This window comes from Streptomyces sp. FXJ1.172, assembly GCF_001636945.3.
Taxonomy (GTDB): Bacteria; Actinomycetota; Actinomycetes; order Streptomycetales; family Streptomycetaceae; genus Streptomyces.
On record NZ_CP119133.2, the window covers coordinates 5530868 to 5555732 of the forward strand.

A 24865-nucleotide genomic window follows, 5' to 3' on the forward strand; every position below is an offset into this window, starting at 1 on the left:
TTCGGAATGGGTGGAGTGGAGGAAACAGAGAGAAAAGACAGAACAAAGTGGTATGCGTACGCGCGGTTGCTCGTGTTACCGGACGGGCCCGGTCAGGACGCCTTCTTCCAGTCGCCGCAGCCGGTCGTCTTGAAGTAGGCGTCGGTGGGGCTGATGGTCACGACGGCCGTGCCGGTCACGTTGTTGTTGGCGATGATCGAGTCCACGCCGTGCTCGGCGTCCTTGGCGCGCTCCCAGTAGCAGGAGTCGTCCTTGCTCCCGGTGGACCGGTAGGTGCCCGGCGCGATGTCCGTGCCGACCTTGAACATCCCGCCGTTACCGGCCATCGAGGAGGCGGGCGTGCCCTTCGCCTTGGGGTCGACGGCCTCCCAGTCCTTGCAGCCGCTGGACTTGAAGATCTTGTCGGTGGCCTTGACGGTCACGTAACTCGTGCCGCTGACGTTGTCGTTGGCCAGCAGCGAGTCCGTCTCGCCCTTGGCGTCCTTGGCGCGCTCCCAGTAGCACATGTCGTCGGTGTTGCCGCTCGTGCGGTACGTGCCCGGCTTCACGTCGGAGCCGACCTGGTACTCGCCGTCGCCGGCGAGGGCGGCCTTCTTCCCGGCGGCGGCCCCGCCGTCGGCCGAGCCCTTCGCCGCGCCGGGCTGGTGCCCGGCGGAGGCGGAGGAGCCCTTGCCGCTGCCGCCCGAACCGCCGTGCTTGCCGTCACTCCCCGCGTTCGCGGACACGGCACCGATGACGGCGATCCCCACGACGGCGCCCAGCGCGATCCTGGCCTTCATGCCCATGGCGAATTCCCCTCCCCAACGTGGCGGCCTCCCCCTCCGGCGACCGCTCGTTCGCTGGGTCAATAAGAGCAGAGCCTGTGAACCGAGTCAACACGGTTCACGGCATCAGTTGTGTACACGGTCGTGAATGCATCGATCCTGTGTGCGCCGGTATGCTCGGCGCACACACGGGACGAGGGGAGCGGGGCCGGTGCAGGACAACGCGACAGAAGTGACCGCGGCCGGTATCGCCCGGCTGGCCGGGGTGGGCCGCGCGGCCGTCAGCAACTGGCGCCGCCGGCACGCCGACTTCCCCAAGCCGATGGGCGGCACCGAGACCAGTCCCTCCTTCGCGCTCGCCGAGGTCGAGGCCTGGCTGCGCAAGCAGGGCAAACTCGCGGAAGTACCCCTGCGGGAACGGGTCTGGCAACAACTCGCCGGCCACCCGGCGGGCCCGCTGACCGCCCTGACGCACACGGGCTGCGCCCTGTTGCTGATCCATGAGCGTCCCGCCGTCTGGCTCGACGCGAGCGCCGGCTCGGACGAACGCCTGGCCGCGATGCTGCCCGGCGCGCTGGAGCAGGTGCTGACCCCGCGCTTCGGGGGCGGTCCGGGCCAGTGGGTTCACACCGGCGGGCGCGGGGACGCCGGTACGGCTGTGAACTCATCCGGTGAGGCGCAAGGTGTGAACGCGGCCGGCGGAATGCCCGCTGTGAACCCGTCCGCCGAGATGCCGGCTGTGAACGCGCCCGGTGGTACACAGGCTGTGGACGTGTCCCGTGACGCCCAGGCCGTGGACGTGTCCCGCGACGGCCAGGCTGTGAACACCCCGCCAACTGTTCACAGCACGCCGGCCGTTCACGCCGCCCCCGCCCTGCGCACCCCCACCGGCCCCCAGCTCTTCCCCTCCGTCCCCCTCCTGCGCGGTGCCGCGGAGCTGGCCGCGGAGGCGGGGGCGCGGCAGGCCTTCGAGTTCCTGCTGGGCCGGCACCTGGACGCCAATCCCCGCCAGTACACGCTCACCCCGGCCGAACTCGCCGGGCTCATGGCCGACCTCGCCGGTCCCGCCCGTACCGTCCTGGACCCGGCCTGCGGCACCGGCGCCCTCCTGCGGGCCGTCGGCACCCGCCCCGACCAGGAGGTGTACGCCCAGGACAGCGCCCCCGACCTGGCCGCGATCACCGCGCTGCGGCTGGCGCTGCACTCCCCGGCCCGGGTGCGTGGCGCTGCCGGGGACACCCTGCGCGCCGACGCCTACCCCGCACTGCGCGCCGACGCGGTGCTGTGCCATCCGCCGTTCAACGAGCGCAACTGGGGCCATGACGAACTCGCCTACGACCCGCGCTGGGAGTACGGCTTCCCGGCCCGCACCGAGTCCGAACTGGCCTGGGTGCAGCACGCGCTGGCCCGGCTGGCCGACGGCGGTACCGCCGTGCTGCTGATGCCGCCGGCCGCGGCCTCCCGCCGCTCCGGGCGCCGGATCCGCGCCGATCTGCTGCGCCGGGGGGCGCTCAGGGCCGTGGTCGCGCTGCCGGTCGGCGCGGCGCCGCCGTACAACATCCCGCTGCACGTGTGGGTGCTGCGCCGGCCCGACCGCACGCCCGCGGCGCCCGAGGTGCTGCTCGTGGACACGGGGAGGTTCGCCGGGGAGGGGCGCGGCGGTCCGGACTGGGCCGCGGTGCGCGAGGCCGTCCTGGACGCCTGGCGGGCCTTCGAGCGCACCGGCCGGCCGGCGGAACGGCCGGGGCTCGCGCGTTCCGTGCCGGTCATCGAACTCCTCGACGACGACGTCGACCTCGCGCCCGCCCGGCATCTGCCGCCGGCGGCCGTGGCCGACGGTGCCGAGCAGCTCACGGCGGTGCGCGAGCGTCTCGGCACGACCCTGCGCCTGACCGCCGACCTCACACCGCCTGCCGCGGCGCCAGCGCCGGGCGCGCGCTGGCCGCTCACCACCATCGGCGAACTCGCGCGCGGGGGCGCGCTGTTGATGCGCACCGGTGGAAACGGCGGCCACGCGCGTGTGCCCGTACTCACCGACCACGACGTCCTCGCTGGGACGGCTCCCTCCGGGACGCTTCCGGAGAGCGAGGAGGAGGCCGTGCTGACCGAGCCGGGCGATGTCGTGGTACCGGTGCTCGGCGGGGGCTCGGTGGCGCGCGTGATCGACGAGGCGACAGGGGGCGCCGCCCTGGGGCGCAACCTCGTGCTTCTGCGCCCCGATCGCACGGCGCTCGACCCGTGGTTCCTCGCCGGCTTCCTGCGCGGTACCGCGAACAACCGGCAGGCCAGCAGCTACGCCTCCACCGCGACCCGGCTGGACGTGCGCCGCCTCCAGCTGCCCCGGCTCCCGCTGGACGAACAACGGCGCTACGGCGCGCGCTTCCGCGCACTCGACGAGTTCGAGCGGACGCTGCGCCACGCGAGCCGGCTCGGGGACCAGCTCGTACGCGGGATGTACGACGGGCTGACGGACGGGACGGTGGCACCGGACTGAGGGCCCGGCTCCCCGTACGGAGCTGAGCTGCGCGGCAACGGTTCGGTACAACCCGGACCGGTTGTCCGCGGCGGCCTATACGCTCGGACCCGGTACACACGTCCGAACCCATAAGGTCTCCAGGAGCAGCCATGCAAGGCCACGGCTACGCGCCGCCTCCGCCGCAGCCACCCCCGACCGGGTTGCTGGTCGTGCTGCGCGTGTTCTTCGTGGCGCTGGCGCTCCTCAGCATGGGTTTCCTGGCGTGGGTGGCGCCGCTGCGCGCGGCGATCGTGACGCGCAGGCCCGCCGAGTGGTGGTTCTTCGCGGGATCGGTGGTGGCCCTCGGCACCAGCTTCGCTCTCTTCAGCACCGACCACACCGACGACTTCAGCTCCTCGAACGGCACCGCGGGCATGACGATCCTGCTGCTGAACGCCGCTGCCTGCGCCGGCTACTACCTCTACGCGGACATACGCCACTTCCGCCGGCGCCGTCAGGCCTACGCCGCGCACACATCCTTGATGCCCGGGATGCCCGGCTACGCATATCCGCAGCCCGTGCCGCCGTTCGCCGCGACGACCGCGCCGAGCACGCAGCAACCCCCGTACGCCCCGGCCCCGATGACGCACACCCCGGTGCCCCGGCCGCCCGTTCCCGCACCGCCGCAGCGCCCCGCGCCCGTCCGCATCAACCAGGTGCGCGCCGAACTCGACGAACTCAGCGACTACCTGCGCAAGCACCCCGGCGGGCAGGGCGGCAGCCACGAGAGCGGCAGGTGAGCGTGGCGGCGGGACGTGTCGTCGCCGGCCGGTACGAACTGTCCACGCTCATAGGGCAGGGCGGCATGGGCCAGGTGTGGACGGCGTACGACCGGCGGCTGGACCGGCGCGTGGCGGTGAAGCTGCTGCGCCCCGACAAGGTGGCGGGCCAGGAGGCGGACGAACTGCGCCGCCGGTTCATGCGCGAGTGCCGGGTGACCGCACAGGTCGACCACCCCGGCCTGGTCACCGTGCACGACGCGGGCAGCGAGGGCGAGGAGCTGTTCCTCGTCATGCAGTACGTCGACGGCGCCGACCTCTCCGACCACCTCGCCGAGCACGACCCGTACCCGTGGCAGTGGGCGGTCGCGGTCGCCGCGCAACTGTGCGCCGTGCTGAGCGCCGTGCACGCCGTGCCGATCGTCCACCGCGACCTCAAGCCGCGCAACGTGATGGTGCGGCAGGACGGCACGGTCACCGTGCTCGATCTGGGCGTGGCCTCGGTCATGGACACCGACACCACCCGCCTGACCCACACCGGCTCCCCGATCGGCTCGCCCGCCTACATGGCGCCGGAGCAGGCGATGGGCGGCGCGGTCGGCCCGTACACCGACCTGTACGCGCTCGGCGTGCTGCTGCACGAACTGCTCAGCGGGGACGTGCCGTTCGCGGGCTCCACGGCGCTCGGCGTGCTGCACCGGCACCTGTACGAGCCCCCGGTGCCCGTGCGCCGGATCCGCCTCGAGGTCCCCGAGGCGCTGGAGACGCTCGTCCTGCGGCTGCTCGCGAAGGACCCGCAGCACCGCCCGGCCTCCGCGCAGGAGGTGTACGAGGACCTGGTGCCGCTGCTGCCCGCGCGCGGGACGCCCACCGGGGCGCCCTTGGACCCCACGCGCCCGTTCCTGCGCCCGCACGCTCCCTGGCCGGACCGCGCGCGGACCCCCGCTCCCCAGCCCGCCCCCGTCGCCCCTGTGCCGCCGGCGGCCGGCAAGCCCGACGTGGCCGCCGCCGTGGACGAGGTCAAGCGGCTGCTGGGGGAGGGACGCATCACCCAGGCCGTGGACATCCTGGGCGCGATCCTGCCCGCCGCCGCCGAACAGCACGGCGAGCACTCCCCGGTCGTGCGCTCCCTGCGCAAGCAGTACGCGGCCACGCTCATGGACGACGGCCAGTACCGGCGCGCGCTGCCCGAACTGCGCCGGCTGACCGCCGAACGCGCCGCCGAGGCCGGCCAGGCCGACCCGCAGTCCCTGCGCTACCGCTACGAGGCCGCGCAGTGCCTGGAGCAGCTCGGCCAGCCGGCGGCGGCGCTCGCCGAGTACCGCGCGCTGCTGCCGTACTACGAGAACCAGTACGTCTCCGGCGACCCGCAGCTGGCGTACGAGGTGCGCCGGCGCATCGGCCACCTCCTGCTCGCGCTCGGTGACCGCCCCTCCGCCCACGACACCCTCGCGCGGCTGCTGATGGACGTGGAGCGGCTGCACGGCCCCGCCCACCCGATGGCCCTGGAGATCCGGCGCACCCTGCAATGGCTGGGCCAGGTGCGGGGCTAGTGCTGCGACCGGAAAGGTTCACCGGCTCGCGACGCCCGGCACGGCACCTCGCCGCGTTGTCGCATCACCCGAGTACATCCAGTACACGGGCGATGCTCCGCCTTGCGATGCACCGCACCGGACGCCGCGAGCTTTCCGGCAAACCTTTCCGGCCACAGCACTAGCGGGAGCGGCTGATACCTTGCGCTGCGCCTTGCCGGGAGAGGCAACGGCGACGCACGCAAGGGGTGGGGTTCATGGCCGGCCATCGGCAGTCGAAGAAGCGCAGACACATCACGTGGGCGGTGGCCGGTGCAGCCGTGGTCGCCGGGACCGGGATCGCCGCGCAGACCTCCATGGCCGCCACCACGTGGCCGGCGCAGAAGACGTTCACCGGGCGCGCGTTCGACACCTGCACGGCGCCCTCGCTGTCCGCGATGAAGGCCTGGCACACCGGCTTCTACGGCGCCGCCGCCGTCTACGTGGGCGGCAAGAACCGCGGCTGCGCCCAGCCCAATCTCACCGCCTCCTGGGTGACGTCGGTCAGCTCGCTCGGCTGGAAGCTCATCCCGATCTACGTCGGTGCCCAGCCGCCCTGCCAGACGGGTTCCAACCCGGAGAAGCTGAGCGCGTCCACGGCCGCCGCCCTCGGCGCCCAGGACGCCGCCGACGCCGTCGCCAAGGCCTCCGCGCTCCGCATGAAGGCGGGCAGCCCGGTCTACCTCGACATGGAGCCGTACGACATCACGAACAAGGCGTGCAACGACGCCGTGCTCACCTACGTGCGTGCCTTCGACAAGGGACTGCGCGCGAAGACGTACCGCAGCGGCTACTACGGCTTCTCCAGTTCCAGCGCCAAGGCCGTCGCGACCGCCACGGACAAGACGGATCTGCCGGGCAACCTCTGGTACGCGCTGTGGGACAAGCAGAACACGACGACCGCGGACTGGCCGTGGGGTACGACCCGGTTCACGAACCACAGCCGCGGCCACCAGTACATGGTCAACAGCCAGGAGACGTACGGCGGCGTCACCCTCACCGTCGACCGCGACGCGTGGGACGCGCCGGTGGCCGTCACCGGCTGAGCCCTGCGGCGTAAGGGGCGCGTGCGGCGGTGCCCGAAGCGCGCGTGAATCGTTGGTCGAATGGGTTGGCCCCGGCCTCCTCACTGCCTACCATCGATCACCGCAAGACTTTGTGCACCGTCGCACAATCTCCTCGGGAGGTTTCCTTGCACCGCCGCCGTCGCACCGCGCTCGTCCTCACCGCCGCGATCGCCGCCGCGGCACCCCTGCTGACCGCCTGCGGAAGCGAAGCGCACCCGGGCGCGGCGGCCGTGGTCGGAGGGCAGCGGATCACCGTCGCCCAGCTGCAGAGCCGGGTCGACGAGGTCCGCAGGGCACAACGGGCCGCGGTGCCGGACGAGGCCCAGTACCAGCAGGTCCTCGCCTCCACCAGCAGCCTCACCCGCGACACCCTGCACAACATGGTCCTCGACCAGGTGCTGCACCGCGCCGCACAGGACGAGGGCATCTCGGTCACCCGCAGGGATGTCGAGCAGATGCGCGCGGGCCTGGAGCAGCAGGCCGGCGGCGCCAAGGCGCTGCAGACCGCCTGGCTGCAGAAGTACGGCATCGCCCCGGCCCGTCTCGACGACAACCTCCAGCTCCAGCTGGAGGCGCAGAAGCTGGCGGCGAAGCTCGGCACCGACACCAGCCAACCCGCCTTCTGGAAGGAGCTGTCCAAGGCCTCCCAGGAACTCCGCATCGACCTCAACCCGCGCTACGGCGCCTGGGACGTGCAGAAGAGCAGCCGGGTGGACGCCAGGACACCCTGGGTGCGGGAGGTCACGACGGCCACCGGGACCGGCGGCGGACAGCCGGTGCCGGCGTAGCGGACAGCCGGTGACGGCGTAGCGGGCGGCTGGGCCGGGCGCCGGAGCGGTACGGCAGCGGGCCGAGCGTGCCAGGCTTCGGTCATACGATCACACGATCCACCCTGCCCTGTGGACAACCGAATCCGCTCCCTCCCGCCGTGGGCTACGTTCGGATCGTGAACGCATCCAGCTCCGACCTCGCCCCGGCGGCCGACCCCGGCCGTATCGTCCTGCTCACCACCAGCCACCGCGTCGCCCCCGGCCTGCTGTCCTGGCCCGCCTGGCAGGCCCTGCGCGCCGCCGACGCCGTGCTGTGCGCGGACGGCGCGCATCCGCAGCTGCCGTATCTGCGCGAGGCCGGGACAGCGGTGACGCAGGCGTCCCCCACCGCGCAGGAGCTGGTCGACGCGTGCGCAGGCGGGCGGACGGTGGTGGTCGTGGCCACCGGGGAGGGCGAGCCCGCGCTCACCGACGGCCTGGCCCGGCTGGCCGGCTCCGGCCGCACCGCCATGCCGGAGCTGGAGCTGCTGCCCGCCTCCTACGACCTGCCCGGCGCCCGCCTGCTGGACCTCGTGCAGGTCATGGACCGCATCCGCGCCGAATGCCCCTGGTCCTCCCGGCAGACGCACGAGGGCCTCGCCAAGTACGGCATCGAGGAGGCGTACGAGCTGGTCGAGGCCATCGAGGCGGGTGACCGGGAGGAGCTGCGCGAGGAACTGGGCGACGTCCTCCTCCAGGTCGTCTTCCACTCCCGGATCGCCGAGGAGCACCCGGACGCGCCGTTCTCCGTCGACGACGTGGCCGGCGGCATCGTCGCCAAGCTCATCCACCGCCACCCGCACGTCTTCGGGGACGAGAAGGCCGAGACACCGGAGGACGTCAAGGAGCACTGGCTGCGCACCAAGGCCGAGGAGAAGCGGCGCACCTCGGTCACGGAGGGCGTCCCGCTCGGCCAGCCCGGCCTGGCCCTCGCCGCCAAGCTCGCCTCCCGCGTCCGCATGGCGGGCCTGGACGTCCCCCTGCCGCGCGGCGAGGGCGTCGGCTACGACTTGCTCGCCCTGGCGGTCCGCGCCGAGGCGGCCGGCGTCGACCCGGAGGCGGCCCTGCGCGCGGCGGCCCGGACGTACCGCGACGCGATACGGCAGGCGGAGGGCACGGCGCCGGCGCCGGAGGCCACGGCACCGGAGCAGGACCAGGGGACGGGTCCGGATACCGTCGAGGGGTGACCGACCAGCACCACCCCCCGACCACCCCCGGCAGCCCGGGCACCCCGGCCGACTCCGCCGCGACCTGCGCCCCGGGACCCGTTCCCGAGCTGTTCTCCTGGGAGTTCGCCACCGATCCGTACCCGGCGTACGCCTGGCTGCGCGAGCACGCCCCGGTGCACCGGACGCGGTTGCCCAGCGGAGTCGAGGCCTGGCTGGTCACCCGGTACGCCGACGCCAGGCAGGCACTCGCCGACCAGCGCCTGAGCAAGAACCCGGCGCATCACGACGAGCCCGCGCACGCCAAGGGCAAGACCGGTATCCCCGGTGAGCGCAAGGCCGAGCTGATGACCCATCTGCTGAACATCGACCCGCCGGACCACACCCGGCTGCGCCGGCTGGTCAGCAAGGCGTTCACACCCCGGCGCGTGGCCGAGTTCGCGCCGCGCGTGCAGGAGCTGACCGACCGGCTCATCGACCAGTTCGCGCAGAGGGGGTCCGCCGACCTCATCCACGAGTTCGCCTTCCCGCTGCCCATCTACGCCATCTGCGACCTGCTCGGCGTCCCGCGCGAGGACCAGGACGACTTCCGGGACTGGGCGGGCATGATGATCCGGCACGGCGGCGGGCCCAGGGGCGGCGTCGCCCGGTCGGTCAAGAAGATGCGCGGCTATCTCGCCGAGCTGATCCACCGGAAGCGGCAGGCGCTGCCCGCGGAGCCGGCGCCCGGCGAGGACCTGATCTCCGGCCTCATCCGCGCCTCGGACCACGGCGAGCACCTCACCGAGAACGAGGCCGCCGCGATGGCCTTCATCCTCCTCTTCGCCGGTTTCGAGACCACCGTGAACCTGATCGGCAACGGCACCTACGCCCTGCTCACCCACCCCGAGCAGCGCCATCGGCTGCAGGACTCCCTGGTCAGAGGGGAGCGGGACCTGCTGGAGACCGGCATCGAGGAGCTGCTGCGCTACGACGGCCCGGTGGAGCTGGCCACCTGGCGGTTCGCCACCGAGCCGCTCGCCATCGGCGGGCAGGACATCGCGCCCGGGGATCCCGTGCTCGTCGTGCTGGCCGCGGCCGACCGGGACCCGGAGCGGTTCGCCGGACCGGACGTGCTGGACCTCGCCCGCCGTGACAACCAGCACCTCGGCTACGGCCACGGCATCCACTACTGCCTCGGCGCGCCGCTCGCCCGCCTGGAGGGCCAGAGCGCGCTCGCCACCCTGCTCACCCGCCTGCCCGACCTGCGGCTCGCCGCCGATCCGGCCGATCTGCGCCGGCGCGGCGGGCTCATCATGCGGGGCCTGCGCACCCTGCCTGTGGAGTTCACTCCGGCCACCCGTGAAGTCGTAGAACCGTGAACGTGAAGGGCGTTCAACTCTGTGATCTTCACGTGATCTGCGCGGCATTAACTTGTGACAAGTGATCGTCTGCCGATACGTTCACCCATCAGCGTGGCGACAGGCACCACCCGCCGCGCCGGTCCTGCTGTCGCACGAAAGGTTTCCGCATGCTCACCGGGAACGGTCGTCACCGTCGCCCCCGTCAGGCTCCGGCCCTCCTCGTCGCGGCAGGGGTGACCGGCTCCGCCATCGCCATCCCGCTGCTCGGCGCCGCGAGCGCCGACGCGGCCGACGGCACCACGTGGGACAAGGTCGCCCAGTGCGAGAGCGGCGGTTCGTGGAGCGCGGACACCGGCAACGGCTACTACGGCGGCCTGCAGATATCGCAGGACGACTGGGCCAAGTACGGCGGCACGCAGTACGCCGACAGTGCCGACCAGGCCAGCCGCTCCCAGCAGATCGCCGTCGCCGAGAAGATCCTGGCCGACCAGGGCACCAAGCCGTGGACGATGTGCGCCCTGACGGCCGGGCTGACCTCCAACTCCGGTTCGGTCGACGTCGACACGGGCGTCGGGAACTCCGGGAACGGCAAGGCGTCGGGCAATGACTCCGGATCGGCCGACGACTCCGGCGCGTCCGGTCTGTCGGATTCCTCCGGTTCCGGAACCGGGTCCGGTTCCGGCTCCCCCTCCGGCCCGGCGTCCGGCTCGGGCTCGTCCACGGGCACCGGCGTCACGCCGTCCCCGAGTCCGAGCGGGGGTGCGGACAAGACGCCGGGCGCGACGCACGGCTCCACCGGGAGCAACGCCCCCAAGTCCGACAAGACCGACAAGGCGGATGCATCCGGCTCTTCCGGTTCGTCCGGCTCCTCCGGCAGCGGGAACTCGCAGGGAGCCGACAGCTACCCCACGGCGACTCCCGGAACGGACGAGTCGGACAATTCCCCGCAGGGTGCCGGTTCTTGGAGCCTCGTCGACACCGGGGCCCTCAGCAGTGGCGGACGTCACCGCGGCGGCAGTGCGGACGAAGGTGCGGCAAACGGTCAAAGCGCCCCGTCCTCGGGCCGTCACGCGAGCCGCGAGCCGGACGCGTACACCGTCCGCGAGGGCGACACCCTCACCTCCATCGCCGACTCCCTTGGCGTCGACGGCGGATGGCGCGCGCTGTACGCCGGCAACAAGAAGGCCATCGGTGCCGACCCGAACCACATCGCCGCCGGTCAGACCCTGAATGTCGGGGGCGAAAAGGGCGACGAGTAGCGGGAGTTGGCGCCCCGTTTCGCGGCCGATGTCCGGTTTGGTGAAAGTGTGGGATGAGTCTCAGAAGCCCTGATCGTCTTTGAAATTCCGCCGAACGCATGTCTACGGTCAGGACCGCTCGTCACCACGAGCCCCGGCAGTCGCAACGCCGAATCCTGCCAGCGATTGCCCGGGAACAGTCGTCGCGTCAAGCGCCGTAGGCAGGAGCGGGGGACCCAAGGTAGGCGCCGGAACCGGTAGTTGATGCCGGAACCGGCTGGGGGTGAAGCCGCGGCTCGCGAACAGCGGGCCCGCGGCCGGGCAACTCAACCGGCCCGAACCCGACAGCTCACCTCGCAGGCGTCGGTGAGGGGATCGATCCATGCTGTTCTCCGGCAAGGGCAAGCACCGCCGCCCGTCCAAGGCCGTCCGCGTCGTCGCACTCGCCGGTGTCACCGGCGCCGCCGTGGCCGCCCCGCTGATGGCGGCCGGCAACGCCTCCGCCGCCACCGCCTCCGAGTGGGACACGGTCGCCCAGTGCGAGTCGGGTGGCAACTGGTCCATCAATACCGGCAACGGCTTCTTCGGCGGCCTGCAGTTCACCGCCTCCACCTGGGCCGCGTACGGCGGCACGCAGTACGCCGCGCAGGCCAACCAGGCCACCAAGGCGCAGCAGATCGCCGTCGCCGAGAAGGTCCTCGCCTCGCAGGGCAAGGGCGCCTGGCCGGTCTGCGGCACGGGCCTGTCCTCCGCCGCCTACAACGGCTCCGCCCCCACCACCTCGTCGAAGACCACCTCGTCGAGCACGGGTGCGGCCACCCGCTCCACCGACCAGCAGGCCGCCAACCGCTCCGCCGAGCGCACGGCCCCGTCGGCGGCCAAGACCGTCACCACCCCGACCGGCAAGAAGGTCAAGAAGGGCGACGGCGAGTACAAGGTCGTCAAGGGCGACAGCCTCAGCTCCATCGCCGAGAAGCACCACGTGCAGGGCGGCTGGCAGAAGCTGTTCAAGCTGAACAAGGACATCGTCGAGGACGCCAACCTCATCTACCCGGGCCAGCAGCTGCACCTGAAGTGACACCCGGCTGCGAGCCCTCGCACAGTGCCCTCACATCCCCGCCCCCCACGCTGAAGGCCCCGTGAGGGCCACCCCCCGTCCCCACGGGCTCCCCGCCCCGGCGCGTGTTCCCCCGTACGCGCCGGGGCGGGGCTTTTGTTTCCCCACTCTTCAGCAGGGTCTCATCGGCACCCCCCTTTGTTCCGAGGGTGAACAATGGGTACCGTCTGCGTGTCCTCCCCGTCCACGGGACGGTCGGTCGCCGGCTGATCCTCCCAAGGCGGTTAGGCTCTAGTCGCAAGGCACAGCCGTAAGGCACACCGCCCCGCACTTCCAGCGTCACATCCAAGAAGGAGATGCTCGTGCCGTCCATCGACGTCGTCGTAGCCCGGGAAATCCTGGACTCCCGAGGCAACCCCACGGTCGAGGTCGAGGTCGGCCTCGACGACGGCAGCACGGGTCGTGCCGCCGTCCCGTCCGGCGCCTCGACCGGTGCCTTCGAGGCCATCGAGCTGCGCGACGGTGACCCGAACCGCTACCTGGGCAAGGGCGTGGAGAAGGCGGTCCTCGCCGTCATCGAGCAGATCGGCCCGGAGCTGGTCGGCTACGACGCCACCGAGCAGCGCCTGATCGACCAGGCCATGTTCGACCTGGACGCCACCGACAACAAGGGCTCCCTCGGCGCCAACGCCATCCTCGGCGTCTCCCTCGCCGTCGCCCACGCCGCCTCCGAGGCCAGCGACCTCCCCCTCTTCCGCTACCTGGGCGGCCCGAACGCGCACCTGCTGCCGGTGCCGATGATGAACATCCTGAACGGCGGCTCGCACGCCGACTCCAACGTGGACATCCAGGAGTTCATGATCGCCCCGATCGGCGCGGAGTCCTTCTCCGAGGCGCTGCGCTGGGGTGCCGAGGTCTACCACACGCTGAAGAAGGTCCTGAAGAACAAGGGCCTGTCCACCGGCCTCGGCGACGAGGGCGGCTTCGCCCCGAACCTCGAGTCCAACCGTGCCGCCCTCGACCTCATCCTCGAGGCCATCAAGCAGGCCGGGTACGTCCCCGGTGAGCAGATCGCGCTCGCGCTCGACGTCGCCGCGTCCGAGTTCTACAAGGACGGCAAGTACGAGTTCGAGGGCAAGTCCCGCTCGGCCGCCGAGATGACCGAGTACTACGAGGAGCTTGTCTCCGCGTACCCGCTGGTCTCCATCGAGGACCCGCTGTTCGAGGACGACTGGGCCGGCTGGAAGGTCATCACCGACAAGCTCGGCGACAAGGTCCAGCTGGTCGGCGACGACCTGTTCGTCACCAACCCCGAGCGCCTCGCCCGCGGCATCGAGGAGGGCACCGCCAACGCCCTGCTCGTGAAGGTGAACCAGATCGGTTCGCTGACCGAGACCCTGGACGCCGTCGAGCTGGCCCAGCGCAGCGGCTTCAAGTGCATGATGTCCCACCGCTCCGGCGAGACCGAGGACGTCACCATCGCCGACCTCGCCGTCGCCACCAACTGCGGCCAGATCAAGACCGGCGCCCCGGCCCGCTCCGAGCGCGTCGCCAAGTACAACCAGCTGCTGCGCATCGAGGAGATCCTCGACGACGCCGCGGTGTACGCCGGCCGCAGCGCGTTCCCCCGCTTCAAGGGCTGACCCAACCTGGGGTAAGGCTTAGCCAGTCGTACGTACGTCCCCGTACCCGGTCCCGTACCGTGTCCGGGGACGTACGCACGTGTGAAAGGGGAGGCGGAGAGCCAGATGGCCGTCAGGGACCGGGACCGTTTCTCCACCGCGACCAGGCTGCGGCTGCTCGGCGAGCAGACGGCCGCCCGGGTCTACCGCTCCCAGACCAAGCGGCAGGCCCGCCGCTCCCGGCTCACCGGCCGCGCCGCGCTGCTCGCGCTGGTGCTGTGCTCGATGATCGTCGCGCTGGCCTATCCGATGCGCCAGTACGTCACCCAGCGCGCGCAGATCTCCGACCTCCAGCGGCAGCAGCAGCAGGCCCGCAAACGCGTCGAGCAGCTGCGCGACCTCAAGGCGCGCTGGCAGGACGACTCCTATGCCGAGCAGCAGATCCGGCGCAGGCTGCATTATGTGATGCCGGGGGAGACCGGGTACGTGGTCGTCGACCCCGGCACGGCCAGGCAGTCCCGCACCGACCTGAGGGCCGCCCAGCGGCCGTGGTACGCCAATGTCTGGGACGGGGTCGACAAGTCCGACGCCTCCGACCAGTGACCGATCCGGCGATCGGTCCAGTCATCGGTCCCGCCGTCGGTCCCGCCTCGATCCAGTCATCGTCATCGATCAAGTCATCGTCAGAAAGCCGACCTGAAGCAGTCATGGAAACGCCCCCGCCGCCCACCGAGCGCACCGAGCCCACCGACGCGGACGTCGAGGCCTTCAAGCAGCAGCTGGGCCGCCCGCCGCGGGGCCTTCGGGCCATCGCGCACCGCTGCCCCTGCGGCCAGCCGGACGTCGTGGAGACGGCGCCGCGGCTGCCCGACGGCACGCCCTTCCCGACGCTGTATTACCTGACGTGCCCGAAGGCGTCCTCCGCCATCGGCACGCTGGAGGCGAACGGCGTGATGAAGGAGATGACCGAGCGGCTGCAGAGCGACCCGGAGCTGGCCGCCGCCTACCGGGCCGCGCACGAGGACTACATCCGGCGCCGGGACGAGATCGAGGAGCTGAAGGGCTTCCCGAGCGCGGGCGGCATGCCGGACCGGGTCAAGTGCCTGCACGTCCTGGTCGCCCACTCGCTGGCCGCCGGCCCGGGCGTGAACCCGCTCGGCGACGAGGCGCTGGCGATGCTGCCGGAGTGGTGGCGCAAGGGCGCGTGCGTGACGCTCGCCGAGGACGCCGAGGACACCAAGGACACCGAGCAGACCCAGGGGGACGAGAAGTGACCCGTGTCGCCGCCGTCGACTGCGGTACGAACTCCATCCGTCTGCTGGTCGCGGACGCGGACACCAGGACGGGCGACATCGTCGACCTGGACCGCCGGATGACGATCGTGCGGCTCGGCCAGGGGGTCGACCGCACCGGCCGGCTCGCGCCACAGGCGCTGCAGCGTACGTTCGCCGCCTGCCGCGAGTACGCCGCGGTCATCAAGGAGCACGGCGCCGAGAAGCTGCGCTTCGTCGCCACCTCCGCCTCCCGTGACGCCGAGAACCGCGACGAGTTCGTGCGCGGGGTGCTGGACATCCTCGGGGTCGAGCCGGAAGTGATCACGGGCGGGCAGGAGGCCGAGTTCTCCTTCACCGGCGCCACCAGGGAACTGATCGGCCGGGACGACCTGACCAAGCCGTATCTCGTCGTGGACATCGGCGGCGGCTCCACCGAGTTCGTCGTCGGCGAGGAGCACGTGCGGGCCGCGCGCTCGGTGGACGTCGGCTGTGTGCGGATGACCGAACGGCACCTGGTGCTGGACGGCAAGGTCACCGACCCGCCCACCGAGGAGCGGATCGCCGCCATAAGGGCCGACATCGAGGCCGCCCTGGACCTCGCGGAGCAGACCGTCCCGCTGCGCGAGGCGCACACCCTGGTGGGCCTCGCCGGTTCGGTCACGAGCATCTCGGCCATCGCCCAGGACCTGCCGGAGTACGACTCCGCGCGCATCCACCACTCCCGGGTCTCCTACGACCGCGTCCGTGAGATCACCGAGTGGCTGCTGCGCTCCACGCACGCCGAGCGTGCCGCGGTCCCGTCGCTGCACCCGGGCCGGGTCGACGTCATCGGGGCGGGCGCCCTCGTCCTGCTCGCGATCATGGAGCGGATCGGCGCCGCGGAGGTCGTGGTGAGCGAGCACGACATCCTCGACGGAATCGCCTGGTCGCTGGCGTAGCCGGGCGGGCCGTACCGGCCTGCCCGGGCCTGCCGCGGAGGCTGCTTTCCCAGTTGTTTGCTACTGGTCGGTAGCCTCCGTTGAGCAGGTTGGATAACGTGTGAGCGGGCTGTTCGGGCCGCCCGGTGACACGCTGTCGGAAAACTTCGTGAAGTTCTTCACAAGGAATTGGGTCCTGGCGAGGGATCAAAGAGCCCCCATTGGCCCGTCCGGGGGCTCAGCGGCTCGTCAGGCGGACTTCCGGGGCTCTCGCGCGAGCGTCTCCGGAGGGTGTCACGAGCCCCTCGCCGGGGTCCTCGTCGAGGCCTCGAACGGCCCGGAGTGGCAGCTCACGCGGCCTTGACAACGGGGCGAACCGCCTCGGGGTTCCCCTGCGGTCGCATGACCTGTGTCACGCGGGCCGCGGAGTTTAGCACAGGCCCTGTCGAACCTTGTGAAGGGGCGCACGAGCACCCCTCGAGGTGCGGGTGGATACTCGATGCCATGAGCACCACGGAGCGTCCCAGGATCCTCGTAGTAGGCGGTGGGTACGTAGGCCTGTACGCAGCTCGGCGCATTCTCAAGAAGATGCGCTTCGGAGAGGCGACCGTCACGGTCGTCGACCCCCGGTCGTACATGACCTACCAGCCCTTCCTCCCCGAAACCGCCGCCGGCAACATCTCTCCGCGCCACGTCGTCGTCCCGCTGCGACGCGTGGTCCCCAAGGCGGAGGTCCTCACCGGTCGGGTCACCACCATCGACCAGGACCGCAAGGTCGCCACGATCGCCCCGCTGGTGGGCGAGGCGTACGAGCTGCCGTTCGACTACCTGGTCATCGCGCTCGGCGCCGTCTCCCGCACCTTCCCGATCCCCGGCCTCGCCGAGCAGGGCATCGGCATGAAGGGTGTCGAGGAGGCCATCGGCCTGCGCAACCACGTGCTCGAGCAGCTCGACAAGGCCGAGTCCACCACCGACGAGGAGATCCGCCGCAAGGCGCTCACCTTCGTCTTCATCGGCGGTGGCTTCGCGGGTGCGGAGACCATCGGCGAGGTCGAGGACATGGCCCGGGACGCGGCCAAGTACTACAAGAACGTGTCCCGTGAGGACATGCGCTTCGTGCTCGTCGACGCCGCCGACAAGATCCTTCCCGAGGTCGGCCCGAAGCTCGGCCAGTACGGCAAGGAGCACCTGGAGAGCCGGGGCGTGGAGATCTACCTCTCCACCTCCATGGACTCCTGCGTGGACGGCCACGTCGTGCTGAAGAACGGCCTCGAGGTCGACTCCAACACGATCGTGTGGACCGCCGGCGTCAAGCCGAACCCGGCCCTGGCCCGCTTCGGTCTGCCCCTCGGCCCGCGCGGCCACGTCGACTGCGAGCCGACCCTCCAGGTCAAGGGCACGGACTACATCTGGGCCGCCGGTGACAACGCACAGGTCCCGGACCTCGTCGGCCGCAAGGCGGGCAACGAGAACGCCTGGTGCCCGCCGAACGCCCAGCACGCGCTGCGCCAGGCGAAGGTCCTCGGCGACAACGTGGTCTCCGGTATGCGGGGCTTCCCGCAGAAGGAGTACGAGCACGCCAACAAGGGTGCGGTCGCCGGTCTCGGCCTGCACAAGGGCGTGGCGATGATCGTCATGGGCAAGATGAAGATCAAGCTCAAGGGCCGCCTCGCCTGGTACATGCACCGTGGCTACCACGGCATGGCGATGCCGACCTTCAACCGCAAGATCCGCGTCCTCGCCGACTGGACCCTCGGCATGTTCCTCAAGCGCGAGGTCGTCTCCCTCGGCGCCATGGAGAACCCCCGCGAGGAGTTCTACGAGGCCGCCAAGCCGGCGCCGGTCGCCCCCGCCAAGACCGAGGAGAAGGCCAAGGCCTCCTGACCCCCGGTCAGCGCCTTTCGGCCCCGGGCCGTCGAACCACCCGAAAGACCTCCCGCCATCCGTGGTGCGGGAGGTCTTTCGGCGTTCCCGGACCAGGGTCATCTACATGGCATCTACAACTATTTTGCCCAGTTGTAACTCCTTTGCGGGACTGCGCCGAAGAGCCGACGGTGTTTACGTGGATACCGGCATCCGGGATCGACGTCTTGGAGGTGTGCGCCATGGCCGACGCCGCGTCGCGGCTGAGGAGTCTTGCCGAACAGGTGCTGGGAGTCCCGCTCCCGGTCCGGCTACGGGCCTGGGACGGATCACAGGCCGGGCCGCCGGACGCGCCGGCGCTGGTCGTCCGCAACCGCCGCGCCCTGCGCCGCATGCTGTTCAAACCGGGTGAACTGGGCCTCGCCCGCGCCTGGGTCGCGGGCGACCTGGAGGTCGAGGGCGACCTGTACACCGCGCTCGACGCGATGGCGGGACTGGTGTGGGAACGCGAGGAGGGCTCCCGCGGCCTCCTCCAGGCCGTGCGTGACCCCGGCGTCCGCGCCGCCGTCCGCGAACTGCTCAGGCTCGCCGGGCCGCCCCTGCCGCCCGCCCCGCCGCGCGAGGAGGTCCGCAGGCCCCGCCGGCACCTGCACACCCGGCACTCCGACAGACGGGCCATCAGCCACCACTACGACGTCGGCAACGACTTCTACGAACTCGTCCTCGGTCCGTCCATGGTGTACTCGTGCGCCTACTGGGACCAGGACGCAACCCTCGAGTCCGCCCAGCGCGACAAGCTCGAACTCATCTGCGCCAAACTCGGCCTGACGGAGGGCCAGCGGCTGCTGGACGTCGGCTGCGGCTGGGGCTCCATGGCCCTGCAGGCGGCCCGCGAGCACGGCGTGAGCGTCGTCGGGGTCACCCTCTCCCAGGAACAGGCCGTCTACGCCCGTAAGCGGGTCGCCGACGAGGGCCTGGCCGACCGGGTGGAGATCAGGGTCCAGGACTACCGGGACGTCGTGGACGGCCCCTTCGACGCGATCTCCTCCATCGGCATGGCCGAACATGTCGGCGCCGAACGCTACCTGGAGTACGCCCGCCAGCTGTACGGCCTGCTCAAGCCCGGCGGACGGCTGCTCAACCACCAGATCGCCCGCCGCCCGCAGCACGACGAAACGACGTACCAGGTGGACGAGTTCATCGACGCCTACGTCTTCCCGGACGGCGAACTCGCTCCGCTCGGCACCACCGTCACCCAGCTGGAGCGCGCCGGGTTCGAGGTGCGGGACGTGGAGTCCATCCGCGAGCACTACGCCCGCACCCTGCGCCGGTGGGTCGCCAACCTGGAGGGGGACTGGGACCACGCGGTCCGGCTCACCAGCCCCGGCCGCGCCCGCGTCTGGCGGCTGTACATGGCCGCCTGCGCACTCGCCTTCGAGCGCAACCGCATCGGCGTCAACCAGGTCCTGGCGATCCGCACCCCGGAGCCGGGCCGCTCCGGGCTGCCGCTGCGCACCCGCACCTGGAACACGGCCTGACGGGTCCGTACGCAGTCCGTACGGCAAAGGGGCCTCGCGGCTGCGAGGCCCCCCTCCCCTTCCTCCTGTCGGTGCCGGTACGGCTACTCGGCCTTGATCGACGCGAGCATGTTCAGCCGCGCCGCGCGCCGGGCCGGCCACAGGGCGGCCAGGACGCCGACCATGCCCGCCAGCAGCAGGAAGACCGCCATCCGGCCCCAGGGCAGGACCAGTTCGTACGTCGGCATCTTCGTGCCCAGCAGCTGGCCGGCCGCCCAGCCGAAGAACACGCCGAGGCCGATGCCGAGGACCCCGCCGAACAGGGAGATCACCAGGGACTCCAGCCGGACCATCCGCTTGACCGCCTTGCGGTCCAGGCCGATCGCGCGGAGCATGCCGATCTCCTGGGAGCGCTCGAAGACCGACATGGCCAGGGTGTTGATGACCCCGAGGACCGCGACGATCACCGCCATGCCGAGCAGACCGTAGAGCATGTTCAGCATCGTCGAGAAGATCTGCGCGATGCTGTTGGAGATGTCCTGCTTGTCCTGGATCTTGATCGCCGGGTTGGTGCCCAGGACCTTCGCCAGCCCGTCCTTCGTCGCCGCGGAGGCGCCGTCCGCCGTCTTGACCATGACCTGCATGTCGGCCGGGTCCTTCAGGTGCGGGGTGAGGACCTTGTTGTCGAGCATGATCCCGTTGATCATGTCGTTGCCCTCGTAGACACCGGCGACCGTCAGCTGCCGTGCCTTGCCGTCCTCGAAGTGGGCGGTGAAGTGCGAACCGGGCGTCCAACCGTGCTCCTTGGCCCGGTCCTTGTCGACGACGACCTGCGAGCCGCCCACCGTGAAGGAGCCGTCGTCCACCTTCAGGTCCGTCAGCTTCGTGATGGACGCGCCGTCGACGCCGGTCAGGAACTCCGTCTTGCCGTCGATGCGGGACGGGGCGTTGCGCAGCGGGCTGCTCGCGGTGACGCCGTCGGCGGCGGCGAGCTTGTGCGCCACGTCCGGGGAGAGGGGCGAGCGGTTGGCCATCGAGACGACGTAGTCCGCGCGGATCGCCGAGGACGCCATCTTGTCGATCGCCGTCTGCAGGCTGCCCGCCATCACCGTCATGCCGGTGATCAGGGTCAGGCCGATCATCAGCGCGGAGGCGGTGGCCGCCGTACGGCGCGGGTTGCGCACCGAGTTCTGGCGGGCCAGCTTGCCCGAGACACCGAAGACGCGCAGCACCGGGGCGGCGGCCGCGATCAGCGGGCGGGACAGCAGCGGGGTCAGGATGAACACGCCGATGATCAGCAGGACCGCGCCGATGCCCATCGGGCCCTGGGCGGAGTCGGCGCTCATCGTGGTGGCCGTCAGGACCACCGCGACGCCGGCCGCCGCGAACAGCGCGCCCAGAGTGTTGCGCAGCACCAGCGACTTGGTGGTGGCCTTGGCGTGCACGCTGCTCATCGCCGCCACCGGCGGGATCTTCGCGGCCCGCCGGCCGGGCAGCCAGGCGGCCAGCATGGTGATGAGGATGCCGACCGCGAGGGCGGACGCCACGGTGCCCGGGGTGATCACCAGCGGTCCGTCCGGCACGCTCGCGCCGAAGGAGCCCAGCAGCGAGCGCAGGCCCGCGCCGATGCCGATGCCGACGGCCAGACCGCTCACCCCGGCGACCGCGCCGACCGCGAACGCCTCGATCAGCACCGAGCGGGTGACCTGGCGGCGCGAGGCACCGACCGCGCGCAGCAGGGCCAGCTCCCGGGTGCGCTGGGCGACCAGCATGGTGAAGGTGTTGGCGATGATGAACGTGCCGACGAACAGCGCGATGCCGGCGAAGACCAGCAGAGCCTGCTTCAGACCGCTCATCGAGCTGGCGATGTTCCGCGCCTGGTCGTCGGCGAGCTGCTTGCCGGTGGTGGTCTCCACCAGGTGCGCCGGCAGCGCCTTGTCCAGCTCGGCCTTCAGCGCCGCCTGGCTGGTGCCGGCCGCGGCCTTGACGTCGATCTCGTCGAACGCGCCCTTCTTGCCGAACAGGGCCTGCGCGGTCGGGGTGTCGAAGAGCGTGAGGCTGCCGCCCGCGGCGACATTGCCGTCGTCGGTGGTGAAGATGCCCGCGACGGTGGGGGTGAGGACCGGGCCGTCGACGGAGAGCCGCACGGTGTCGCCGGTCTTGTAGCCGGTGCGCTCGGCGGTCCTGGAGTCGATCAGCACCTCGCCCCTGCCGTGCGGGGCGTGACCGCTGACCAGCGGGTAGCGGGCGTCCTTGGTGCCCCAGTAGTTGCCGCCGGTGGACTGCCAGTCGCCGCCGGCCAGCTTGCCGTCCTTGTCGGCGAGGGCGGTGAAGCCGGTGACGACACCGGTCGCGGAGGCCGCGCCCGGGACCTTGGCGGCCTTCTGCAGCAGCGCCTGGGTCAGATCGGGCGTCCGGCCGACCTTGTCCCCCTCGGAGTCCTGGTACTTGGCCCGTACGGCGACGTCGACCTGGTCGAAGCCCTTGGCGCTGCTCTTCTGGTAGGCGTCGGAGATGGTGTTGGTGAAGACCAGCGTCCCGGACACGAACGCCACGCCGAGCATGACGGCGAGCACGGTCATCAGGAGCCGGGCCTTGTGCGCGAGGACGTTGCGCAGGGCGGTGCGGAACATCAGCTGGTACGGCCCTTCGCGTCGAACTGCTTCATCAGGTCGAGGACGGCGTCGGACGTGGGGCCGTGGATCTCGTCCACGATCCGGCCGTCGGCCAGGAAGACCACGCGGTCCGCGTAGGCGGCGGCGACCGGGTCGTGGGTCACCATGACCACCGTCTGGCCCAGTTCGCGCACCGAGTTGCGCAGGAAGCCGAGTACCTCGGCGCCGGAGCGCGAGTCGAGGTTTCCGGTCGGCTCGTCGCCGAAGATGATGTCGGGCCTGGAGGCGAGGGCGCGGGCGACCGCCACCCGCTGCTGCTGGCCGCCGGAGAGCTGGGAGGGCCGGTGGCTGAGCCGCCCGGACAGCCCCACCATCTCGATCACCCGGTCCAGCCACGCCTTGTCGGCCTTGCGGCCCGCGATGTCCATCGGCAGGGTGATGTTCTCCAGCGCGGTCAGCGTCGGCAGCAGGTTGAAGGCCTGGAAGATGAAGCCGATCTTGTCCCGGCGCAGCTTGGTGAGCTGCTTGTCCTTCAGGGAGCCCAGCTCGGTCTCACCGATGCGCACGGAACCCGAGGAGAAGGTGTCGAGGCCGGCCACGCAGTGCATCAGCGTGGACTTGCCGGAGCCGGACGGGCCCATGATCGCGGTGAACTCGGCCTGCCGGAAGTCGACGGAGACGCGGTCCAGGGCGACCACCCGGGTCTCACCCTGCCCGTAGATCTTCGACAGCTCCGTGGCGCGTGCGGCCACGGCGGTGGTCCGGCCGGCGGTGGGTGTGGTGGTCACGGGACGGTGCTCCTGTCGGGATGACGTGTGTTCCTGGGGACCGTTCCATCCTCTCGGCGCGGACGGCGCGTGGAGTCAGCCGCTGTTCCGGTTCCTGGGGGCGACTCGGGTCGGACGGGAGGCGGCCGTGTCATACCTGGGGAGGACGGCCGACCCTGAGAGGCGGTCGGCCCGCGGTCGCGTTGCCGCCGGGACCCGGTCGGGAAATTGCGGAAGCCGTCGCGGAGTCGTGCACGAGATGTGCCCGAGAAGCAATCGAGTGGCAATCGAGGAACGGCACAGGCGCTGTCGAAATGCCGCCGAACGTTGTCGAGAACAGGTGGAACGCCCTCGTTCGGACGGTGAAATTCCGTCATTTCACGTACACGCCCGCCCCGGTCACGTCACGCTGTTTGGCAAGTGCGGATGGCGCGTTCCGCGGGCTGATGCACCCTCAGACGTCAATAAAATAAGACAACATCGGTCCGCCCTTCCGCTGTTCGGGGGATGGGTCCCGATAGGCTCGGACTCCTCGACGCGGAGCCCATGGCCTGCCCGGATGGTGGAATGCAGACACGGCGAGCTTAAACCTCGCTGCCCCTTCGCGGGCGTGCCGGTTCAAGTCCGGCTCCGGGCACCACCGCGTCCCTCTCTCACCCATTGACATCGGATACGTCCCGGCGGAGACTCGCGCTGCAGATGGTGAAGGAAAGTTCACCAGACGAACGGCGCAGGGAGGGCGGAGCCGATGCGCACCACCGTCGGGATCATCGGAGCGGGGCCGGCCGGGCTGCTGCTGGCGCGGCTGCTGCACCGCGCCGGCATCGACTCGGTCGTCCTGGAGAGCCGCGACCGTGCCTACGTCGAGCACCGCCAGCGCGCCGGGATCCTGGAGCAGGGCACGGCCGACGTGCTGCGCGCCGTCGGCGCCGGGGAGCGGCTGGACCGGGAGGGGCTGCGCCACGACGGCATCGAGCTGCGCTTCGACCGCCGCCGCCACCGTGTCCACTTCCCCGGCCTCACCGGCGGACGCTCGGTGTGGGTGTACGCGCAGACCGAGGTGTGCAAGGACCTCATCGCCCTGCAGCTGAAGGAGGGCGGGCCGCTGCTGTTCGAGGCGCAGGCGCTGGCGGTGGAGGGCGCGGCCGGCGACCGGCCGCGCATCCCCTTCCGGCACCAGGGCCGCGAGGACGTGCTCGAGTGCGACTACGTCGCCGGGTGCGACGGCTTCTGGGGCGTGGCCCGCTCCGCCGTCCCGGCCGCGCTCTCGCGCGTGTTCGAGCGGACGTACCCCTACGCCTGGCTCGGCGTCCTCGCCGATGTCCCGCCCTCGCACGACGAACTCGTCTACGCCCGCCACGAACGCGGCTTCGCCCTGCTGTCCATGCGGTCCCCGTCCGTGTCCCGCCTCTACCTCCAGGTGCCCGCCGGCACGGACGCCGGCGACTGGACGGACGAGGCGATCTGGCCGGAACTGGCGCGCCGCTTCGAGACGGACGACGACTGGCGGCTGGAGCGCGGACCCATCACCCAGAAGTCGGTCACACCGATGCGCTCCTACGTCCACGAACCCATGCGCCACGGCCGGCTCTTCCTCGCCGGTGACGCCGCCCACATCGTCCCGCCGACCGGCGCCAAGGGCCTGAACCTGGCCGTCGGCGACGTCGTCACCCTCGCCCGGGCGCTCGCCCACGAGAAGGAGACCGGCTCCCCGGACCTCCTCGACGCCTACTCCGCGACCTGCCTGCGGCGCGTCTGGCAGGCCGAGCGGTTCTCCTGCGACATGACGACCCTGCTGCACCCCGCCCCGGACGCCACGGCCTTCGACGGCCGCCTCCAGCAGGCCCGGCTGGAGCGGATCGCCTCCTCGCGCGCGGCCGAGACCGACCTGGCCGAGGCGTACACCGGTTTCCCGCTCGGGTAGGCCGGCCGGGCGGTTTTCTCTCGGTTTCGTAGCAGGTTCGTCATGGATCGCGATCACCCATGGCCGGGAATCGCCTGCCCGCGTAGCGTGTTGGGGAGCACGGCAGGGGAAAGATCC

General features: G+C 71.3%; 19 protein-coding genes, 1 tRNA gene and 1 riboswitch. Of the genes, 17 read left to right on the top strand and 3 right to left on the bottom strand.

Features of this window, described 5'->3' with window-relative positions; translation table 11 throughout:
• Positions 1 to 92 precede the first annotated feature (92 nt).
• Positions 93 to 785 carry a hypothetical protein gene (locus A6P39_RS24795; protein WP_275883902.1) on the bottom strand — a complete coding sequence of 231 codons (693 nt, stop codon included), beginning with the start codon at positions 783 to 785 and terminating at the stop codon, positions 93 to 95.
• A 190-nt stretch (positions 786 to 975) separates the two neighbouring features.
• Here A6P39_RS24795 and A6P39_RS24800 point away from each other — a divergent pair, with 190 nt between their 5' ends.
• The 15 genes from A6P39_RS24800 to A6P39_RS24870 all read left to right on the top strand — a co-directional run bounded on the left by A6P39_RS24800 (position 976) and on the right by A6P39_RS24870 (position 19463).
• Positions 976 to 3258, top strand: coding sequence for an N-6 DNA methylase (locus tag A6P39_RS24800; protein WP_067045805.1), 2283 nt, complete (start codon positions 976 to 978; stop codon positions 3256 to 3258).
• A gap of 131 nt (positions 3259 to 3389) precedes the next feature.
• A complete protein-coding gene (locus A6P39_RS24805; protein ID WP_067045807.1) occupies positions 3390 to 4019 on the top strand; it encodes a hypothetical protein in 630 nt (209 codons plus the stop codon).
• 38 nt (positions 4020 to 4057) lie between these two features.
• Positions 4058 to 5551 carry a serine/threonine-protein kinase gene (locus A6P39_RS24810; protein WP_267893317.1) on the top strand — a complete coding sequence of 498 codons (1494 nt, stop codon included), beginning with the start codon at positions 4058 to 4060 and terminating at the stop codon, positions 5549 to 5551.
• A gap of 236 nt (positions 5552 to 5787) precedes the next feature.
• Positions 5788 to 6615, top strand: coding sequence for a glycoside hydrolase domain-containing protein (locus tag A6P39_RS24815; protein WP_067045867.1), 828 nt, complete (start codon positions 5788 to 5790; stop codon positions 6613 to 6615).
• A gap of 146 nt (positions 6616 to 6761) precedes the next feature.
• Positions 6762 to 7424, top strand: coding sequence for a SurA N-terminal domain-containing protein (locus tag A6P39_RS24820; protein WP_067045812.1), 663 nt, complete (start codon positions 6762 to 6764; stop codon positions 7422 to 7424).
• Between the two features lie 158 nt (positions 7425 to 7582).
• The gene (locus A6P39_RS24825) at positions 7583 to 8632 is read left to right on the top strand and encodes a nucleoside triphosphate pyrophosphohydrolase (RefSeq protein ID WP_067045869.1); all 1050 of its coding nucleotides are present in this window, start codon (positions 7583 to 7585) and stop codon (positions 8630 to 8632) included.
• Positions 8629 to 9972, top strand: coding sequence for a cytochrome P450 family protein (locus tag A6P39_RS24830; RefSeq protein WP_443052955.1), 1344 nt, complete (start codon positions 8629 to 8631; stop codon positions 9970 to 9972). Before A6P39_RS24825 ends, A6P39_RS24830 begins: the two co-directional genes overlap by 4 nt.
• 149 nt (positions 9973 to 10121) lie before the next feature.
• The gene (locus A6P39_RS24835) at positions 10122 to 11213 is read left to right on the top strand and encodes a LysM peptidoglycan-binding domain-containing protein (RefSeq protein ID WP_067045814.1); all 1092 of its coding nucleotides are present in this window, start codon (positions 10122 to 10124) and stop codon (positions 11211 to 11213) included.
• A 182-nt stretch (positions 11214 to 11395) separates the two neighbouring features.
• Positions 11396 to 11570, top strand: a riboswitch (cyclic di-AMP (ydaO/yuaA leader).
• Positions 11571 to 11574: 4 nt separating this feature from the next.
• Positions 11575 to 12270, top strand: coding sequence for a LysM peptidoglycan-binding domain-containing protein (locus A6P39_RS24840; RefSeq protein ID WP_067045817.1), 696 nt, complete (start codon positions 11575 to 11577; stop codon positions 12268 to 12270).
• A 335-nt stretch (positions 12271 to 12605) separates the two neighbouring features.
• Positions 12606 to 13892, top strand: a complete 1287-nt coding sequence (gene eno / locus A6P39_RS24845; protein WP_067045819.1) for a phosphopyruvate hydratase — start codon at positions 12606 to 12608, stop codon at positions 13890 to 13892.
• A 105-nt stretch (positions 13893 to 13997) separates the two neighbouring features.
• On the top strand, positions 13998 to 14474 hold the full coding sequence (locus A6P39_RS24850; RefSeq protein WP_067045821.1) for an FtsB family cell division protein: 477 nt from the start codon (positions 13998 to 14000) through the stop codon (positions 14472 to 14474).
• A gap of 104 nt (positions 14475 to 14578) precedes the next feature.
• Positions 14579 to 15145 (top strand): DUF501 domain-containing protein, encoded by a 567-nt coding sequence (locus A6P39_RS24855; RefSeq protein WP_067045823.1) that lies wholly within the window; start codon positions 14579 to 14581, stop codon positions 15143 to 15145.
• Positions 15142 to 16083 carry a Ppx/GppA phosphatase family protein gene (locus A6P39_RS24860; protein WP_067045825.1) on the top strand — a complete coding sequence of 314 codons (942 nt, stop codon included), beginning with the start codon at positions 15142 to 15144 and terminating at the stop codon, positions 16081 to 16083. Before A6P39_RS24855 ends, A6P39_RS24860 begins: the two co-directional genes overlap by 4 nt.
• A 483-nt stretch (positions 16084 to 16566) precedes the next feature.
• A complete protein-coding gene (locus A6P39_RS24865; RefSeq protein WP_079133387.1) occupies positions 16567 to 17946 on the top strand; it encodes an NAD(P)/FAD-dependent oxidoreductase in 1380 nt (459 codons plus the stop codon).
• Between the two features lie 221 nt (positions 17947 to 18167).
• A complete protein-coding gene (locus A6P39_RS24870) occupies positions 18168 to 19463 on the top strand; it encodes a class I SAM-dependent methyltransferase (protein WP_067045829.1) in 1296 nt (431 codons plus the stop codon).
• Positions 19464 to 19546: 83 nt separating this feature from the next.
• Here the strand turns inward: A6P39_RS24870 and A6P39_RS24875 are convergent, their stop codons facing one another.
• Positions 19547 to 22075, bottom strand: coding sequence for an ABC transporter permease (locus A6P39_RS24875; RefSeq protein WP_067045831.1), 2529 nt, complete (start codon positions 22073 to 22075; stop codon positions 19547 to 19549).
• On the bottom strand, positions 22075 to 22845 hold the full coding sequence (locus A6P39_RS24880) for an ABC transporter ATP-binding protein (RefSeq protein WP_067045833.1): 771 nt from the start codon (positions 22843 to 22845) through the stop codon (positions 22075 to 22077). The genes A6P39_RS24875 and A6P39_RS24880 overlap by 1 nt, the downstream gene beginning before the upstream one ends.
• 532 nt (positions 22846 to 23377) lie before the next feature.
• Between A6P39_RS24880 and A6P39_RS24885 the strand changes: the two genes are divergently transcribed.
• Positions 23378 to 23464, top strand: a tRNA-Leu gene (locus A6P39_RS24885).
• 108 nt (positions 23465 to 23572) lie between these two features.
• Positions 23573 to 24748, top strand: coding sequence for a 4-hydroxybenzoate 3-monooxygenase (locus tag A6P39_RS24890; RefSeq protein ID WP_067045835.1), 1176 nt, complete (start codon positions 23573 to 23575; stop codon positions 24746 to 24748).
• Positions 24749 to 24865 lie beyond the last annotated feature (117 nt).